Genomic DNA, 16,667 nt, shown 5'->3' with positions numbered 1-16,667 from the left:
CCTACTTTGAGGGTAGTGAAGGAGGCCTTCACGGACCGCTAGGCGAGGGCGTCGAGGTCGGCGATGACGTCCTTGGGCAGTTCCAGTTCCGCGGCGGCGACGTTCTCCCGCAGGTGCGACACCGACGACGTCCCCGGGATCAGCAGCATGTTCGGCGACCGCTGGAGCAGCCACGCGAGCGCGACCTGCATCGGCGTCGCGTCGACGCGACGGGCGCAGTCGTCCAGCACGCCGGACTGCAGCGGCGTGAACCCGCCGAGCGGGAAGTACGGCACGAACGGGATGTTGATGGCCGCGAGGGCGTCGAGCAGGCCGTCGTTGGCGCGGTTCGCGACGTTGTACTCGTTCTGCACGCAGACGACCGGCGCGATCGAGCGGGCTTCCTTGACCTGCTCCGCCGAGACGTGGCTCAGGCCGAGGTGCCGGATCAGGCCCTGCTGCTGAAGCTCGGCGAGGACCTCGAACGGCTCCGCTACCGAAACCGGGATCGGGAAGACCCCGTGCTCCCCCGCGAGCCGCAGGTTGACGACGTCGAGCACGTCGACGCCGAGGTTGCGCAGGTTGTCGTGGACCGCCGAGGTCAGCTCCTCGCGCGAAAGCGCCGCAGGCCAGCCCTTGTCCGGAGTCCGCTTCGCGCCGACCTTCGTGACGACGTGCAGGCCGTCCGCGTACGGGTGCAGTGCCTCGCGGATCAGCTCGTTGGTCGTGTGCGGACCGTAGAAGTCGCTGGTGTCGATGTGGGTCACACCCAGCTCGACAGCTTCGCGGAGGACGGCGAGCGCGCCGTCGCGGTCGCTCGGCGGTCCCCAGATGCCGGGGCCGGACAGCCGCATGGCGCCGTAGCCCATCCGGCTCACGGTGAGATCGCCGAGGGTGTGGGTGCCGCCTGGGCTCATGATCGCTCCTTGTACGAGTGGGTTGCGCTCACCTTAAGCAGATCCGGCCGGTCCGGCTCGCGAGGGAAGGGAGCAAGGGACCTTTGCTATCGCCCGGGGCTCTGACCTGCGCGAACAGCCAGGCCGACCAGCTGGTTCGCCAGTCCTTCGGTCAGCCCGTCGACGAACATCTCGTGGCCGGCGGGTGCTCCCCGTTCGGCCAGGACCGTCGCCACCGCCTCGCCAGGGTTCGCGTAGGGCCACAGTCCCGCGACGAGGATGAAGACGGCCTTCGCGAAGTGTCCGGCGGCTCGGGCGTCCAACGGGACCCGGGCGCGGACGACGTCGCCGAGCCGTTCGGTCCGTTCGGCCGCCCGGCTCTTGAACGTCCGGGCGGTCTCCACGGAGATGTTGCGTTCGAGCACCGCGGCCATCGTGCTGATCAGCTCGCACAGCAGGCGTTGCCGCGAGATCGACGTCGCGATGACTGTCGCGACGCGCTCGTAATCAGCGTTCTCAAGCGCGCCCAGCTCGTCTTCGAGCTCGTCGAGCCACGCGACCCAGACCGCGTCGAGGACTTCCAGGAAGATCGCCTCGCGGCTGTCGAAGTACCGCAGCACGTTCGACTTCGCCAGGCCGACCCTGTCGCTCAGTTCCCGCAGGCTGATCCGGGAGACGGGCCGCTCGGCCAGGAGTTCGCGCGCCACGCCGAGGATCGCCGCGCGCCGGGCCTCCACCTGTTCCGGCCGCCGCGCGCGCTGGAAGTCGGAGGACACGCGCCGCACGGTACCAGACCACCCGGCTGTTATTCGGCGTTCGCGGCCCTTCGTGCCTGCACCCGCTGGTAGCTCCAGATCAGCAGTGCGAACAGGATGAGCCCGGACAGGATCAGGCTCGAACCGGTGCTCCAGCCGGCGAGCGGCAGACCGGGCACGAGTCCCCAGACCACGCCCGCGGCCAGCAGGCACAGCCCGGCCAGCACCGAACCCGCGATACGCAGCGGGGACGAGACGCTGTCCTCGGCCGCCTTCATCGCCCTGTCGCGGATGGGATCGACGTACTTCTCCACCGCGGGGAACTCCGAAGCCAGCACGAGCAGACCCGCGAGCACCAGCAGCAAGCCGGGTCCGGGCAGCACGAGCAGCGCGATGCCGACCAGCAGGAGAATGACTCCCGCGATCAGGATCAGCACCTGCCTCACGGGTTTTCCGATGCCCACGTCTTCTCCTCGCCGTTGTTCCCCTGACCGATTGTGCCGGGAACGCGCTGGTCCCGCCCGATCTGAAAACTCTTCGCCGGACCTGTCTGTTCCGGGAGCAGCCGTTCGTCGGTGGGTGAACCACCCACCGAAGGACGGAGGCACGCATGCACCCCGACCCGCGCCGATGGCGAGCGCTGGCCCTGCTCTGCACGGCCAACTTCATGGTCATCCTGGACTCGCAGATCGTCGTGCTGGCGGTGCCGTCGATCGAACGGGACCTCGGTTTCGACGGCGGCGGGACACATTGGGTGCTCAGCGCGTACCTGCTGAGTTTCGGTCTCCTGCTCCTGCCCGCCGGCCGCGCCGCGGACCTGCTCGGCCGCCGCCGGACGTTCTCGGCGGGCACGCTGCTGTTCCTGCTCTCCTCGCTGTGGTGCGGATTCGCCTGGAGCGACGACGTGCTGATCGCCGCTCGGGTCCTCCAGGGGATTTCGGCCGCGCTGATGGCGCCGAGCGCGCTTTCGCTGGTGATGACGACCTTCACCGACGACGGTGAACGCACCAAGGCGCTCGCCGCTTGGTCGGGCGTCGGCGGCTTCGGCGCCACGGCGGCGCTGCTGATCGGCGGGGCGCTGACGCGGGCGCTCGGCTGGGAGTGGGTGTTCTTCCTGAACATCCCGGTCGCGCTCGTGCTGCTCGTGGCCACGCCGGTCCTGCTCTCCGAAAGCCGCGACGCTTCACGACGCGGAGCGCCGCTGATCCCCCTGCGGATCTTCTCGTCGCGGATGCTCACCGGCGGCAACCTGGTGATGCTCACCAGCGCGATGGGCGCTTTCGCGGTCTCGTTCCTGATTTCGCGCTATGCGCAGGAGATACTCGGCTATTCGCCGCTGCTGTTCGGCGTCGCGACGGCGGTGCTGCCGGTGATGGCGGTCGTCGGGGCGTACGGCGGGCACGCGCTGATCCCCAGGATCGGCGTCCGTGGCCTGGCCGCCGTGGGCACGGTACTGCTCGGCGCCGGCTGCCTGACGCTGGCCGGTATCTCGCCGGACGGCTCCTACCTGACGGATCTCCTGCCCGGCCTCGCCGCCTTCGGGCTCGGGCTGGGCGCGGCCACCGTCGCCGCGCCGATGGCCGCGCTGGGCGGCGTCGACGCCGGGGACACCGGGCTCGCGTCCGGCATCAACACCGCCGCCTTCCAAGTCGGCGGCGCGCTCGGTGTCTCGGTAGCCTCGGCCGTGTCGGTGGCCGTCACCGGTACCGCGACGTCGGCGGAAGCCGTGACCGGAGGCTTCCGCATGGGATTCGTGGTCGCCGCCTGCTTCGCGGCACTGGGCCTGGCAATCGCTCTTTCGGCGCTGCGGCCCGAAAAAGCCCTGGCGATGGAGGACTGATGCGCTACATGTTGCTGATCTGCGGGAGCCCTCACCCCGGCGCGGACGGCTGCGACGACCCGCTCGACGAAAAGACCCAGGCGTGGGTCGACGAGATGACCGCGCGCGGAGTGCGGTTGTCCGGCAGCAGGCTCCGGTCGACGGCCACCGCGACCACCGTGCGCCACCGCGACGGCGACCTGCTCGTCTCGGACGGGCCGTTCGCGGAGACGAAGGAACAGATCCTCGGCTACGACCTGATCGAGTGCGCCGACCTCGACGAGGCGATCGAGGTCGCGTCGAAGCATCCGGTCACGAAGTTCGCGACCATCGAGATCCGGCCGATCTGGCCGACGCCCTGACTCTCCGTGAAGGCCTCCTTGCCTACGCTCAGCCGAGGAAACTCGACCTTCACGCCTTCCCAAGTACGTGAAGGACCCCTTCATTGCGCCTAGCGCAATGAAGGGGTCCTTCACGTACTTGAGGCGACCAGGGCGGCGGCACCGAGTGGGTCGGGTTGGTCGTGAGTGGCAAGTGTCGTTAGAACGCGACTTACCACTCACGACCCGCTGTACCGACGCGTCACCGCCGCACGCCCCGCCAGGCGATAGCAAAGGTCCCCCGCTCCCTTCACCCACCGCCCAACAACTGCTCAAACGGCACGAAACCGCTGCTCGGAGCCACCACCGGCGCCGACGACAGCCGAGCAGCGAACTCTCGCCCAGCCCGCGAAGCCCGCGTATCGAGATCCCCCGGAGAAGCCCAGTCCGACGAAGCCGCGTACACCGCCGTCGCGACAGGCTCGGCGCGAAGGTAGGCGAAGAGCGGACGCAGCGCGAAGTCGAGCACCAGCGAGTGCCGTTCGGTCCCGCCGGTGGCGCCGATCAGCACCGGCTTCCCGTCGAGCGCCTTCTGGTCCAGCACGTCGAAGAACGACTTGAACAGCCCGCTGTACGACGCGGTGAACACCGGCGTCACGGCGATCAGGCCGTCCGCGGCGGTCACCGTGTCGATGGCCGCGCGCAGGGCCGGGGAAGGAAACCCGGTCAGCATGTTCTTCGTGACGTCGAGGGCGAGGTCGCGGAGTTCGATCACCTCGATCTTCACGTCCGGCAGCGCGGAGGAAACCGCCGCGGCCAGTTTGTCCGCGAGCAGCCGCGTCGAGGACGGCTGGCTCAACCCCGCGGTCACCACAGCGATCGTCGTCATACCGTCACCTCCGAAGAAGACACCGAAGCCCCCGAAAGAAGCGAAGCGTGCGTAGGAGCCTCAGGCACGTGAGCGGGGCGAAGCGAGTCAAGTTCCTTACGCAGCACCGGGATCACGTGCTCACCCAGCAGGTCGAGCTGCTCCAGCACGGTCTTCAACGGCAGCCCGGCGTGGTCCAGCAGGAACAGCTGACGCTGGTAGTCGCCGAAGTGTTCGCGGAAGGTCAGCGTCTTGTCGATCACCTCTTGCGGGCTGCCGACGGTCAGCGGCGTCTGCTCGGTGAACTCCTCCAGCGACGGCCCGTGCCCGTACACCGGCGCGTTGTCGAAGTACGGCCGGAACTCCCGCACCGCGTCCTGCGACTTCGGCCGCAGGAACACCTGGCCGCCGAGGCCGACGATCGCCTGGTCCGCCTTGCCGTGCCCGTAGTGCTCGTACCGCTCGCGGTACAGGTCGATCAGCGCCTGGAAGTGCTCCTTCGGCCAGAAGATGTGATTCGCGAAGAACCCGTCGCCGTAGTAGGCGGCCTGTTCCGCGATCTCCGGGCTGCGGATCGAACCGTGCCACACGAACGGCGGGACACCGTCGAGCGGCCGCGGGGTCGAGGTGAACTCCTGCAGCGGCGTCCGGAACTTGCCGGACCAGCTGACCACGTCCTCGCGCCACAACCGGTGCAGCAGGTGGTAGTTCTCGATCGCGAGGGGGATCCCCTGCCGGATGTCCTTCCCGAACCACGGGTACACGGGGCCGGTGTTGCCGCGGCCCATCATCAGGTCGACGCGGCCGTCGGCGAGGTGCTGCAGCATCGCGAAGTCCTCGGCGATCTTCACCGGGTCGTTCGTGGTGATCAGCGTGGTCGAGGTGGAAAGAATCAGCTTCGACGTCTGCGCGGCGATGTAGCCGAGCATCGTCGTCGGCGAAGAGGGCACGAAGGGCGGGTTGTGGTGCTCGCCGGTCGCGAAGACGTCGAGGCCGACCTCTTCGGCCTTGAGCGCGATCCGCACCATCGCCTTGATCCGCTCGTACTCGCTGGGCGCCTCCCCGGTGGTCGGGTCGGTCGTCACATCGCCCACCGTGAAGATTCCGAACTGCATGACCTGCTCCCTAAGCCGGGTTGTTATTGCTTGAGCGTTCAACCTCATGCGCGCAAGAAGTATTCCAGACCATCGACGCAGGCCGAAAGGGTGACTTGATCGGCCCGGAAAGTGGCCGCCCTCACACTCGGATCCATGTGGATCGCTTCCCTGCTTGTGACAACGTTGACATTCGCTCTCACGCCGGCCGCCACCACTCCCGAACCCGCCGTCTCGGCGACTATCTGCGCCAAGTACTGCGACAGCCGCGACCCCGCGCTGGCCGTCGGCGAAAGAAGACCCAGCACCGCGACGGTCTGGGGCCGGGGCATCACGCTGCACCTCTCCGACGGCGACGACATGGGCTGGGGCAGCATCGCCGACGGCGACCCCGGCGACGAACTCTGGCTCGACCGCTCCTTCGACGGCGGCCGCACGTGGTCCGCCGACAGCCGGATCGGCGACACGAAGATCCCCGCCGGACAACGCGGCCGGCGGACCCTGATGTTCAACGCCGACGACCCCGCCACCCACCGTTTCGGCGCCCTGCGCGCCTGCGGGAAGGCGGGCAACCGGCCGGAAATCGCCTGCACGCCGTGGTTCCGCACCACGGTCGCCGCGAACAACCGCACCGAAGCCGCGGCCACCGCGCTCATGCAGTTCTACGACAACGGCACCGGACTCTGGCAGACCACGGGCTGGTGGAACTCGGCGAACGCGCTCACCGCCATCCTCGACTACAGCATCCGCACCGGCTCGCAGAACTACCGCTACGCCATCGCCAACACCTTCGACCGCAATCGTGGCAACAACTTCACCAACGAGTACATCGACGACACCGGCTGGTGGACGCTCGCCTGGATCCGCGCCTACGACCTGACCAAGGACCGCCGCTACCTCGACACCGCCGTCATCGCGGCGGACTACATGTACTCCTACCGCGACGGGACCTGCGGCGGCGGTCTCTGGTGGTCGACGGCGAAGACGTACAAGAACGCCGTCACCAACGAGCTGTACGTCAAGGTCGCCGCGTCACTGCACAACCGTCTCCCCGGCGACACACTCCAGCTCGCCAGGGCGCGCGAGGTCTGGGACTGGTTCCGGGCGAGCGGCATGATCAACGGGAACAACCTGGTCAACGACGGCCTGAACGCCTCCTGCGCCAACAACGGGCAGGCCGTCTGGAGTTACAACCAGGGCATCGTCCTCGGCGCGCTCGTCGAACTGAACCGCGCGACCGGTGACGCCGCCCTCCTCACCCGCGCCCGCCGGCTCGCCGACGCCGCCACCACGACCTCGCTGCTGCACTCGAACGGGATCCTGCGCGACCCGTGCGAGTCCGGCGACTGCGGAGCGGACGGGCCGTCGTTCAAGGGCGCGTACGCCCGCGGTCTCGGCGAGCTGGACCGGGCGCTGCCGGGCAGGCCGTACCGCGCTTACCTGACCCGCCAAGCGAATTCGACGATCGCGAACAACCGCACGTCGCTCGATCAGCACGGCCTGCGCTGGGCGGGGCCGGTCGACAAGGTCGACGCCGCCCGTCAGCACAGCGCGCTGGAGGTCCTCACGGCAGCCCTCTGAGCACCGGATCCGGGACGTGCAGCCAGGCGCGGACCTCGGTCTCTTTCTCGTGCACGAGCACCTGCCGGTAGCTCATCGTGTCGAGACCGGGGCCGCCCTGGTCCTGGACGTCCTCGTGGAACCGGTCGGAGACGAGCACCACCATGGGTGACCCGTCCGGCGCCTCGGCGAGCGCGCCCCGCAGCACCCGCGAATCGAGCAGCCGGGCGAGCAGCACCTTCGGCCGTCCCGTCACGCCGTACTCGTCGACCGTGATCTCCCCGGCGTGGATCGCCACCCGCACCCGGATCCGCAGGCCGGGCGCGGTGACCACGTTGTACTGGGCCAGGTCCGCCGCCAGCCGCGAAAGCAGCGGGAACAGCAGCCTGAACTTCGGGAAATGCGGCGGGACGACGACGATCATGCCGTCCCCGGTGTCGCGTTTCAGGCAGACTTCCCAGGCGATCCCGCTGGCCTCGAAGGCGCTGGACAGCAGGCCGAAGAGCATTCTCCGGACCTGGACGAAGGTCTCGCTGCTGCGCCCGACCTGGCCGAACCCGGCGATGTCGATCGAGAACAGCCCGCAGTGCATGCCGGACTCCACCCACACCGTCGGCGGCGGGTAGAGGATCTTCTTCCGCAGCAGGGCGAGGTGGACGCAGGACACGGTGACGAACAGGATCGTGCCGAAGAACCAGAGGTAGCCGAACGCGATCTCCGTGTTGTCCTTCTCGCCCGCCCGCGCGAGCGCGTAGAGCATCACGCCGGACACCACGGCGTAGGCCAGTACGTACAGCCACACGACGGCCCGGCGCAGCCGCAGGGCGGCGTGCACGAACGGCAAAGGCGCGAGTACACCGAGCGACCCGACGACCGCCACGAAATACCAGAGACTCACGACGCGCCGTACGGTCGATACGCGTGTGGGACCGAATCCGACGGCCACCTTCTTCCCCCCGTCACCCTGTGACACCGGAAACGATAACGCCTCGTCCGAGGCGCGAGAAAGCAGCTTTCCCCAGCCGTGACCCGGTCATCGGGACGGGTGGTCCGCCACACCCGGGTGCTTCTGAAGAGGAAGCTGTCGGAGGGGACGGATATCCTCCAGTACGGTGTCGCGTTGAACGCCACCGTCACGAGCCAGTTCGCGAGCCACGACTCCAGGAGAAGTACCCAGTGACTGCTGAGACCCTGTACGGGGCCGACGACCTGACGCATCTCGAGGGTCTGGAAGCGGTCCGCAAGCGCCCCGGGATGTACATCGGCTCCACCGACAGCCGCGGCATCAACCACCTGTTCTCCGAGGTCGTGGACAACTCGACCGATGAAGGTGTGGCGGGTCACGCCGCGAAGATCGTGGTCACCCTGCACGCCGACGGCAGTGTCCAGGTCGACGACGACGGCCGCGGCATCCCCACCGGCACGCACGCCAAATCCGGTTTGTCCGGTGTCGAGCTCGTGCTGACCAGGCTGCACGCCGGCGGCAAGTTCGGCGGCTCGGGCTACAAGACCTCCGGCGGCCTGCACGGCGTCGGCGCTTCGGCGGTGAACGCGCTCTCGCACCGCTTCGACGTCACGGTGAAGCAAGAGGGCAAGGTCCACCAGATGTCGTTCGCGCACGGCGTGCCCGGCGTGTTCGACGGGCCGGGCCCGAAGGCCAAGTTCACCCGCAAGTCCGGGCTGAACATCACCGGGAAGATGAAGCGCGGCGAGCGCGGCGGCACGTCGATCCGGTACTGGTACGACTCGCGCTACTTCGAGACAGGCGCCGCGCTCGACGTCGAAGGCGTCCGCGCGAAGATGCGCAACACCGCGTTCCTGGTCCCGGGCGTCACGTACGTGCTGCGCACCGCGGTCGACGACTCGATCAGCGAAGAGACCTTCCACTTCCCCAACGGCCTCGGCGACATGGTCGACTTCCTCGCCCCGGACAGCGAGAAACCCGTCTGCGGCACGCTGATCATCAACGGCGAGGGCACGTACAAGGAGAACGCCGCCGACGCCAGCGGTGTCATGCAGTCCAATGTGGAGCGTCACGCGGAGATCGAGGTCGCGCTCCGCTGGGGCACCGGCTACGAGCGCACGGTGGAGTGCTTCACCAACACCATCCGCAACGTGCACGGCGGCACCCACCGCCGCGGCTTCGACCGCGCGGTGCTGAAGTCCTTGCAGGACGCCATTTCCAAGACCCGCGGACTGCTCAAGCCCAAGGAGGACATGCCGACGGTCGAGGACGTCCTCGAAGGCATGACGGCGGTCGTCCACGTCCGGCTGCCGGAGCCGCAGTTCACCTCGCAGACCAAGGACGAGCTGTCCACCGCCGGCATCACCCGCGTCATCCAGGGCATCGTCGACAAGCACATCCGTGCCTGGACCGAAGAGCGCAAGACCAAGTCCGAGGCCAAGGTCGTGCTGCAGAAGGTGGTCGACGCGGCACGCGTCCGTCTCACCCAGAAGCAGCAGAAGGACGCCGCCCGGCGCAAGACCGCGCTCGAAGGCGCGGCCATGCCGCCGAAGCTGGTCGACTGCCGCACCACCGGCGTCGCCCGCAGCGAACTGTTCCTCGTCGAGGGTGACAGCGCGCTCGGTTCGGCGCGGATGGCGCGCGTTTCGGAGTACCAGGCGCTGCTTCCCTTGCGCGGCAAGATCCTCAACGTCCAGAAGGCGTCGCTCGGCGACACCCTGAAGAACGCCGAGATCGCCTCGATCGTGCAGGTGCTCGGCGCGGGCAGCGGGCGTACGTTCGACCTGACGACCATGCGCTACGGCCGGGTGATCCTGATGGCCGACGCGGACGTCGACGGTTCGCACATCCGGACGCTGCTGATCACGCTGTTCGCCAAGTACATGCGGCCGGTGATCGAGGACGGCAGGCTCTACGCCGCGATGCCGCCGCTGCACAAACTGGTCACCAAGGGCCGCAACCCGGAAACCCACTTCACCTTCACCCAGAAGGAGATGGAGACCAAGTTCGCGGCGCTGGAGCGCGCGGGCAAGCAGATCGTCACGCCGGTGCCGCGGTTCAAGGGCCTCGGCGAGATGGACGCCGACGAACTGTGGGACACCACGATGAACCCGGCCACCCGCTCGGTCCGCCGGATCACCCTCGACGACGTCGAAGCCGCGGAGAACGCGCTCGAACTGTTGATGGGCGAGAAGGTCGAACCGCGCCGCAACTGGCTGGTCGCCTCTTCCGACCGGGTCGACCGCGAAGCCATCGACGCCTGATTTCGTTGCTATTCAAGGAGCTTTGAGCAATGGCACGCCGTAAGGGCACCACCACCAAGGTCGACCCGTCAGCGTTCGACAGGCCCGGCGCGAACGTCTTCGACAACTCGCTGAAGACGGAGATCGAGGACTCGTACCTGGAGTACGCCTACTCGGTCATCCACTCGCGGGCGCTCCCGGACGCGCGGGACGGGCTGAAGCCGGTGCACCGCCGGATCATGTACTCGATGAACGAGAACGGCTACCGGCCGACGCACGCGTACGTGAAGTCGTCCCGCGTGGTCGGCGACGTGATGGGCAAGTACCACCCGCACGGCGACACGGCGATCTACGACGCCATGGTCCGGCTCGCGCAGGACTTCTCGCTCAACGTCCCGTTGGTCGACGGGCACGGCAACTTCGGCTCCCCCGACGACGGCCCGGCCGCCTCGCGGTACACCGAGGCGCGGCTGTCCCCGGAAGCGATGCTGCTGGTCGGCGAACTCGGCGAGGACACCGTCGACTTCCGGCCGAACTACGACGGTTCGCTCGAAGAGCCGTCGGTGCTGCCCGCGGCGTTCCCGAACCTGCTGGTCAACGGCACTTCCGGGATCGCGGTCGGGATGGCGACCAACATGATCCCGCACAACCTGACCGAGGTCATCGGCGCGGCGCGGTGGCTGATCAACCACCCGACGGCCACCCTCGACAAGCTGATGGAGTTCGTCCCGGGCCCGGATCTGCCCACCGGCGGTTCGCTGCTGGGCCTCGACGAGGTCCGCCGCGCCTACGAGACCGGCCGCGGGGTGGTGCGCATGCGCGCCAGCGCCGAGACCGGGCCGCTGGAGGGCAGCCGCGGCCGTCAGGCGATCACCGTCACCGAACTGCCGTACGGCGTCGGCCCGGAGAAGGTGATCGAGAAGATCACCGACGAGGTCAACAAGTCCAAGCGGCTGACCGGGATCGCCGACGTCAAGGACCTCACCGACCGCGAGAACGGCACGCGGCTGGTCGTCGAATGCAAGGTCGGCGTGAACCCGCAGGCGCTGCTGGCGGACCTGTACCGGCTGACGCCGCTGGAGCAGTCCTTCGGCATCAACAACCTGGTGCTGGTGGACGGGCAGCCGCAGACGCTGGGGCTCAAGGCGCTGCTGGAGGTCTTCCTCAGCCACCGCTACGAGGTCGTCACCCGCCGCACGCGTTACCGCCGCCGCAAGCGCGAAGAGCGCCTGCACCTGGTCGAAGGCCTGCTGGCCGCCTTGCTCAACATCGACAAGGTGATCAAGCTGATCCGCGAGAGCGAGAACGCCGCGGCCGCGAAGGACGGCCTGATGAAGCGGTTCAAGCTCTCGGAGATCCAGGCGACGTACATCCTGGACACGCCGCTGCGTCGGCTCACCAAGTACGACCGGATCGAGCTCGAAGCCGAGCAGGACAAGCTGCGCGAGGAGATCGCCGAGCTGTCGAAGATCCTCGACGACGAGTCGGTGCTGAAGAAGGTCGTCTCGGCCGAGCTGGCCAAGGTCGCCAAGGACTCCCCCACCGAACGCCGCACCGCGCTGATCGACGGCGACCTCAAGGAGGTCCTCGCCGCGTCGAAGCCGTCGGGTCCGCTGGAGGTCACCGACGACCCGTGCCAGGTGATCCTTTCGGCCACCGGGCTGGTCGCGCGGACCGCGGCGGAATCGGAGGAGTCGTCGGAAGTGCGGCGCCGCAACGGCCGCGTCAAACACGACTCGGTGGCCGCCGTCGTGCACTCGACCGCACGCGGGCAGGTGCTGCTGGTGACCAATCGCGGCCGCGCGTTCAAGACCGACGTGCTGCCGTTGCCGGTGCTGCCCGAACAGGCGGGCACCGTGTCGCTGCGCGGCGGAATGGCCGCGAAGGAACTAGTGCCGCTGGAGAAGGGCGAGCGCGTCATCGGCGTGGCGCCGCTCGGCGAGCAGGCCACCGGTTCCCCGGGTCTCGCGCTCGGCACGAAGCACGGCGTCGTGAAGGTCTGCGCGCCGGAATGGCCGGTCCGCTCGGACGAGTTCGACGTGATCAGCCTGAAGGACGGCGACGAGGTCGTGGGCGCCACCTGGCTCACCGACGGCAACGAGACGCTGGCGTTCCTGTCGTCCGAAGCGTCCCTGCTGCGCTACGCCGCTTCGCTGGTGAGGCCGCAGGGTCTCAAGGGCGGCGGCATGGCCGGGATGGTCGTGCGCGGTGAGGCGGAAGTGGTCTTCTTCGGCGCGATCCGGACCGACGACGCCGAACACGGCGAGCCGATGGTCGTCACCGCGACCGGCGCGAGCGTGAAGGTGACGCCGTTCAACGAGTACCCGGCGAAGGGCCGCGCGACCGGCGGTGTCCGCGCACAGCGGTTCCTCAAGGGCGAGACGCGGCTGGTCGTCGGCTGGATCGGGCCGCGCCCGGCCGGTGCCGGCCGCAACGGCGACCCCGTGGAACTGCCCGAAGTCGACCCGCGCCGCGACGGCTCCGGCCACGCCCACCCGGGCCCCGAGGTCGTCGGCCACCTCATCGAACGCGACTGACCCCCGTCACACGCGTGATCAGACCCGTCACACGCGTGATTGGGGCCGGAACTCCCGAGTTCCGGCCCCAATCACGCGAGTTCCGGCCCCAATCACGCGAGTTCCGGCCCCAATCACGCGTGTCGTCCGTCCAGACACCCGTGTCGGCCGTCTGGTCACCCGTGTCGTCAGCAGGCGGCGGGCAGCCCCGGACCCCAACGCGATAGCAAAGGTCCCTTGCTCTCCCTGCCCTCGCGCCCACCGCATTCAGAGGACTAAACGCGGCGGCCCAGCAGGCCCTTCGCGATGTGGGTCACCTGGATCTCGTTGCTTCCCGCGTAGATCATCAGCGACTTCGCGTCCCGCGCCAGCTGCTCCACCCGGTACTCCGCCATGTACCCGTTCCCGCCGAACAGCTGCACGGCCTCCATCGCGACCTCGGTGGCCGCCTCCGACGAGTACAGCTTCATCGCCGAAGCCTCGGCCAGCGTCGGCATCTTGCCCGCGCGCAGCGTCTCGATCAGCTGGAACACCATGTTCTGCACGTTGATCCGCGCGACCTCCATCTTCGCCAGCTTGAGCTGGATCAGCTGGAACCGCCCGATCTCCTGGCCCCACAGCTTCCGGTTCTTCGCGTAGTCCACGCAGAGCCGGTGGCATTCGTTGATGATCCCGAGCGCCAGCGCCGCGACCCCGATCCGCTCGACGGCGAACCCGGACTTCACCTCGGCCTTGCTGTCGCCGTCACGCCCGGTCTCGGATTCGCCGAGCAGCCTGTCCCGCCCGAGCCGGACGTCGCTGAAGAACAGCTCGCCGGTCGGCGACGACATCATGCCCATCTTCTTGAACGGCTTGCCCTGCGTGAGCCCCGGCATGCCCTTGTCCAGCACGAACGTCAGCACCTTGCGATCCCGGACGGCGGCGCCGTTGCCTTCGTCGAGCTTCGCGTAGACGATGATCGTGTCGGCGTACGGCCCGTTGGTGATGAACGTCTTCTGTCCCTTGAGGACGTACTCGTCACCGTCGCGCCGCACCGACGTCTTCATCCCGCCGAAAGCGTCCGAGCCGGAGTCGGGTTCGGTGATCGCCCACGCGCCGACCTTCTCGAACGTCGCGAGCTCGGGCAGCCACCGTTCCTTCTGCGCCTGCGTGCCCTTCGTCAGGATCGTCTGCGCGGTCAGCCCGATGCTCACGCCGAGCGAGGCGACGATGCCGAGGCTGACCCCGGCCAGCTCGCTCACCGCGATGAGCGCCATCGCTTCCTGCCCACCGAAAGCCAAGCCTCCGCCACCGGAGCTGCGCTCTTTGGACAACAGCTTCGTCACCGATTCCCGCGCGAGCGCGTCGATGCCGAAGGCGGCGAACATCTTGCGGATAAGGTCGTACGGCGGCAGCGTCCCGCTTTCGAGCTCGTCGACATGCGGCCGGATCTCCTTGTCGACGAACTCGCGGATCGCGTCCCGGATCAGCAGTTCGGTCTCGGACCACTCGATCACGGCAGCCTCGCCGCGATGTCGTCGATCTCCCAGGCTTCCTCGGTCTCGATCACCTTGACGTCGTGCCAGCCCGCGAGTTCCGAGATCGCGCCGCCCTGCACCGCGAACACCTTGCCGGTGATCGGGCACTTCTCGGTCGCGAGGTAGGCGACCAGCGGCGAGATGTTGGCCGGGGAGAACGCGTCGAACTCCCCTTCCTCGACCTCTTGGGCGAAGATCGCGCCCATGCCCGGCGTCGCCAGCGTGAGCCGGGTGCGCGCGATCGGCGCGATCGCGTTGACCCGCACGCCGTAGCGTTCCAGTTCCTCGGCGGCGACCAGCGTCAGCGCGGCGATCCCCGCCTTCGCCGCGCCGTAGTTCGCCTGTCCCGCGTTCGGCAGCGTGACCCCGGAGGCCGACGCGGTGTTGACCACCGAGCCCGCCACCCGCTCGCCCGCCTTGCTCGCCGTCTTCCAGTACGCGGCCGCGTGCCGCAGCACCGCCGCGTGCCCCTTGAGGTGCACCGCGATCACGGAGTCCCACTGGGATTCTTCAAGCCCGGCAAGGAAAGCGTCCCGCAGAATGCCCGCGTTGTTCACGACGACGTCGAGCCTGCCGAACTCGTCCACCGCCTGGTTCACCAGCTCGGCGGCCCCCGCCCAGTCGGCGACGTTGGCCGTGTTCGCCACGGCCTTCCCGCCCGCCGCGCGGATCTCGTCGGCGACCTCCTGCGCCGGGCCGACGTCGGCCCCGCTTCCGTCGTTCGCCCCGCCGAGGTCGTTGACCACGACGCTCGCGCCTTCTCGTGCGAACAGCAGCGCGTGCTCGCGGCCGATCCCGCGTCCGGCGCCGGTGATGACGGCGACCCGTCCGTCGAGTGCTCCCATGGCTTTGCTCCTACTCCGCGAATTCCGCGAGACCGTCCTTGAGCACGACGGTTTCGCCGACGGTGGTTTCGAACGCGTAGCTCCCGGCGTCCGCGCGCCAGACGTGCGTTGTCAGGTCTTGCCCGGGCAGGACCGGTTTGGCGAACCGGACGGCGAACCGCTTCAGCCTGTCCACCTCGGATCCGGCGACCTCGGTCAGCAGGGCCCACGACGTGAACGCCATGGTGCACAGGCCGTGCGCGATGATCCCCGGCAGTCCCGAATCCTTCGCGACCTCTTCGTCGAGATGGATCGGCATCGGATCGCCGGCGGCGGGCGCGTAGCGGTACGTCTGGTCGTCGTCGACGTGCTGGTTCACCTTCGCCACCGGCGCCTGTGAACGCAGTGAGTCGTCGAACTTGTGCTCCGGCCCGAGTTCACCCCGCGTCTCATCGGTGTCGAACCCGCGCACGAACAACGTCACGTACTGCTCGTTGACCAGGTCGCCGTCCTCGGTCCGGCATTCGAGGTGGATGGTGCCGCGCGTGCCGTTCGACAGGCCTTCGTAGCCGGTCATCCGCGCCCGCGACACGAGCTTGTCGCCGGGCCGGATCGGGCGGTGGAAACGGAATTCCTGCTCCCCGTGCACGATCCGGCCGAACAACCCGACCGGCACGACCTCCAGCGCGGGTTCCATCAGCGACTCGAACACCGGCACGATCGCGAACACCGGGCTCGCGACATCCCCGGCGAGATGCGCCGGGATCGGGTCGTTGGTGGCCTTCGCGTACTCGATCAGCCGCTCGCGGGTCACCTCGAACCGGGACTCGTCGGTCCACTTGCCGAGCCCGCCGGGATCGAACCGCTCGTCGGTCACGCGACCAGCGCCTTGAAGTTCTCCAGCGAGGCGTCGAGGTTCTTCTTGCCGTCCTTCTCGACGGCCTTGCCGAGCGCGCCGACGATCATCTGGCCGGCGAACTCCGCGTTGATGCTGGCCAGCGAGCCGTCGCCGGACGCCTCCACCGACAGCTCGAACTTGACCTTCACCCCGGCCATCCCGGTCCCGGAGATCGCCAGCTTCGAGGGCGCCTCGAACTCGTCGACGGTCCAGGTGATCGTGTTCGGCATCCCGAGCATCGTGACGACCTCGGTGGCCTGCGCCCCCTTGGAGAACTCGGCCGGGACCTCGCCCTTCCACTTGGTGTGGATGGTCAGCCACTTCTCGAAGTTGTTGGGGTTGGAGAACTCCGCCCAGACCTTGTCGGGCACCGCGGGGAGTTCGACGGAGGCACTGATCTTGCCCATGGTTGTT

At 68.4% G+C, this 16,667-nt stretch carries 15 protein-coding genes; 5 read left to right on the top strand and 10 right to left on the bottom strand.

The features are described 5' to 3' along the window. Nucleotides 1–38: 38 nt before the first annotated feature. From ACZ6YV_RS23735 to ACZ6YV_RS23725, 3 genes are all read right to left on the bottom strand, one after another. Nucleotides 39–896 carry an oxidoreductase gene (locus ACZ6YV_RS23735; protein ID WP_465511692.1) on the bottom strand — a complete coding sequence of 286 codons (858 nt, stop codon included), beginning with the start codon at nucleotides 894–896 and terminating at the stop codon, nucleotides 39–41. An 86-nt stretch (nucleotides 897–982) separates the two neighbouring features. Further along, entirely contained in the window at nucleotides 983–1,660 is a 678-nt protein-coding gene (locus ACZ6YV_RS23730) for a TetR/AcrR family transcriptional regulator (RefSeq protein WP_465511691.1), read from the bottom strand. 20 nt (nucleotides 1,661–1,680) lie between these two features. Next, nucleotides 1,681–2,094 carry a PGPGW domain-containing protein gene (locus ACZ6YV_RS23725; protein ID WP_465511690.1) on the bottom strand — a complete coding sequence of 138 codons (414 nt, stop codon included), beginning with the start codon at nucleotides 2,092–2,094 and terminating at the stop codon, nucleotides 1,681–1,683. Between the two features lie 146 nt (nucleotides 2,095–2,240). On the opposite strand from ACZ6YV_RS23725, the gene ACZ6YV_RS23720 reads away from it, so the two are divergent. Together ACZ6YV_RS23720 and ACZ6YV_RS23715 are read left to right on the top strand one after the other, a co-directional pair. Further along, the gene (locus ACZ6YV_RS23720) at nucleotides 2,241–3,470 is read left to right on the top strand and encodes an MFS transporter (protein WP_465511689.1); all 1,230 of its coding nucleotides are present in this window, start codon (nucleotides 2,241–2,243) and stop codon (nucleotides 3,468–3,470) included. After that, nucleotides 3,470–3,811, top strand: coding sequence for a YciI family protein (locus ACZ6YV_RS23715; protein WP_378237485.1), 342 nt, complete (start codon nucleotides 3,470–3,472; stop codon nucleotides 3,809–3,811). The genes ACZ6YV_RS23720 and ACZ6YV_RS23715 overlap by 1 nt, the downstream gene beginning before the upstream one ends. 268 nt (nucleotides 3,812–4,079) lie before the next feature. Here ACZ6YV_RS23715 and ACZ6YV_RS23710 read toward each other — a convergent pair whose 3' ends face one another. Beyond that, a complete protein-coding gene (locus ACZ6YV_RS23710; protein WP_465511688.1) occupies nucleotides 4,080–4,658 on the bottom strand; it encodes an FMN reductase in 579 nt (192 codons plus the stop codon). Beyond that, nucleotides 4,655–5,752, bottom strand: a complete 1,098-nt coding sequence (locus ACZ6YV_RS23705; protein WP_465511687.1) for an LLM class flavin-dependent oxidoreductase — start codon at nucleotides 5,750–5,752, stop codon at nucleotides 4,655–4,657. Before ACZ6YV_RS23705 ends, ACZ6YV_RS23710 begins: the two co-directional genes overlap by 4 nt. Before the next feature lie 135 nt (nucleotides 5,753–5,887). On the opposite strand from ACZ6YV_RS23705, the gene ACZ6YV_RS23700 reads away from it, so the two are divergent. After that, nucleotides 5,888–7,312 (top strand): glycoside hydrolase family 76 protein, encoded by a 1,425-nt coding sequence (locus ACZ6YV_RS23700; protein ID WP_465511686.1) that lies wholly within the window; start codon nucleotides 5,888–5,890, stop codon nucleotides 7,310–7,312. Here ACZ6YV_RS23700 and ACZ6YV_RS23695 read toward each other — a convergent pair. After that, nucleotides 7,296–8,189 carry a hypothetical protein gene (locus ACZ6YV_RS23695; RefSeq protein WP_465511685.1) on the bottom strand — a complete coding sequence of 298 codons (894 nt, stop codon included), beginning with the start codon at nucleotides 8,187–8,189 and terminating at the stop codon, nucleotides 7,296–7,298. The genes ACZ6YV_RS23700 and ACZ6YV_RS23695 overlap by 17 nt on opposite strands. A gap of 278 nt (nucleotides 8,190–8,467) precedes the next feature. On the opposite strand from ACZ6YV_RS23695, the gene ACZ6YV_RS23690 reads away from it, so the two are divergent. Then, nucleotides 8,468–10,519 (top strand): DNA gyrase/topoisomerase IV subunit B, encoded by a 2,052-nt coding sequence (locus ACZ6YV_RS23690; RefSeq protein WP_465511684.1) that lies wholly within the window; start codon nucleotides 8,468–8,470, stop codon nucleotides 10,517–10,519. Nucleotides 10,520–10,548: 29 nt separating this feature from the next. Next, entirely contained in the window at nucleotides 10,549–13,035 is a 2,487-nt protein-coding gene (locus tag ACZ6YV_RS23685) for a DNA gyrase/topoisomerase IV subunit A (RefSeq protein WP_465511683.1), read from the top strand. 254 nt (nucleotides 13,036–13,289) lie between these two features. Here the strand turns inward: ACZ6YV_RS23685 and ACZ6YV_RS23680 are convergent, their stop codons facing one another. Genes ACZ6YV_RS23680 through ACZ6YV_RS23665 form a run of 4 tightly spaced genes read right to left on the bottom strand, consistent with a single transcriptional unit; the run spans nucleotide 13,290 to nucleotide 16,660 of the window. Beyond that, nucleotides 13,290–14,510, bottom strand: coding sequence for an acyl-CoA dehydrogenase family protein (locus tag ACZ6YV_RS23680; protein ID WP_465511682.1), 1,221 nt, complete (start codon nucleotides 14,508–14,510; stop codon nucleotides 13,290–13,292). After that, on the bottom strand, nucleotides 14,507–15,376 hold the full coding sequence (locus ACZ6YV_RS23675; protein ID WP_465511681.1) for an SDR family oxidoreductase: 870 nt from the start codon (nucleotides 15,374–15,376) through the stop codon (nucleotides 14,507–14,509). The genes ACZ6YV_RS23680 and ACZ6YV_RS23675 overlap by 4 nt, the downstream gene beginning before the upstream one ends. Nucleotides 15,377–15,386: 10 nt before the next feature. Continuing rightward, nucleotides 15,387–16,232 carry a MaoC/PaaZ C-terminal domain-containing protein gene (locus tag ACZ6YV_RS23670; RefSeq protein WP_465511680.1) on the bottom strand — a complete coding sequence of 282 codons (846 nt, stop codon included), beginning with the start codon at nucleotides 16,230–16,232 and terminating at the stop codon, nucleotides 15,387–15,389. Beyond that, nucleotides 16,229–16,660, bottom strand: coding sequence for a type II toxin-antitoxin system Rv0910 family toxin (locus ACZ6YV_RS23665; protein WP_465511679.1), 432 nt, complete (start codon nucleotides 16,658–16,660; stop codon nucleotides 16,229–16,231). The genes ACZ6YV_RS23670 and ACZ6YV_RS23665 overlap by 4 nt, the downstream gene beginning before the upstream one ends. Nucleotides 16,661–16,667: the final 7 nt, after the last annotated feature.

The organism is Amycolatopsis sp. NPDC102522, assembly GCF_055584485.1.
The sequence above is the reverse complement of the archived record's forward strand: the minus strand, read 5'-3'. Positions and strand labels throughout refer to the sequence as shown.

Coding starts and splice junctions, on each gene's coding strand:
- ACZ6YV_RS23735 (WP_465511692.1), bottom strand. CDS start 896: ATGAGCCCAGGCGGCACCCACACCCTCGGCGATCTCACCGTGAGCCGG.
- ACZ6YV_RS23720 (WP_465511689.1), top strand. CDS start 2,241: ATGCACCCCGACCCGCGCCGATGGCGAGCGCTGGCCCTGCTCTGCACG.
- ACZ6YV_RS23715 (WP_378237485.1), top strand. CDS start 3,470: ATGCGCTACATGTTGCTGATCTGCGGGAGCCCTCACCCCGGCGCGGAC.
- ACZ6YV_RS23710 (WP_465511688.1), bottom strand. CDS start 4,658: ATGACGACGATCGCTGTGGTGACCGCGGGGTTGAGCCAGCCGTCCTCG.
- ACZ6YV_RS23705 (WP_465511687.1), bottom strand. CDS start 5,752: ATGCAGTTCGGAATCTTCACGGTGGGCGATGTGACGACCGACCCGACC.
- ACZ6YV_RS23700 (WP_465511686.1), top strand. CDS start 5,888: ATGTGGATCGCTTCCCTGCTTGTGACAACGTTGACATTCGCTCTCACG.
- ACZ6YV_RS23685 (WP_465511683.1), top strand. CDS start 10,549: ATGGCACGCCGTAAGGGCACCACCACCAAGGTCGACCCGTCAGCGTTC.
- ACZ6YV_RS23675 (WP_465511681.1), bottom strand. CDS start 15,376: ATGGGAGCACTCGACGGACGGGTCGCCGTCATCACCGGCGCCGGACGC.
- ACZ6YV_RS23665 (WP_465511679.1), bottom strand. CDS start 16,660: ATGGGCAAGATCAGTGCCTCCGTCGAACTCCCCGCGGTGCCCGACAAG.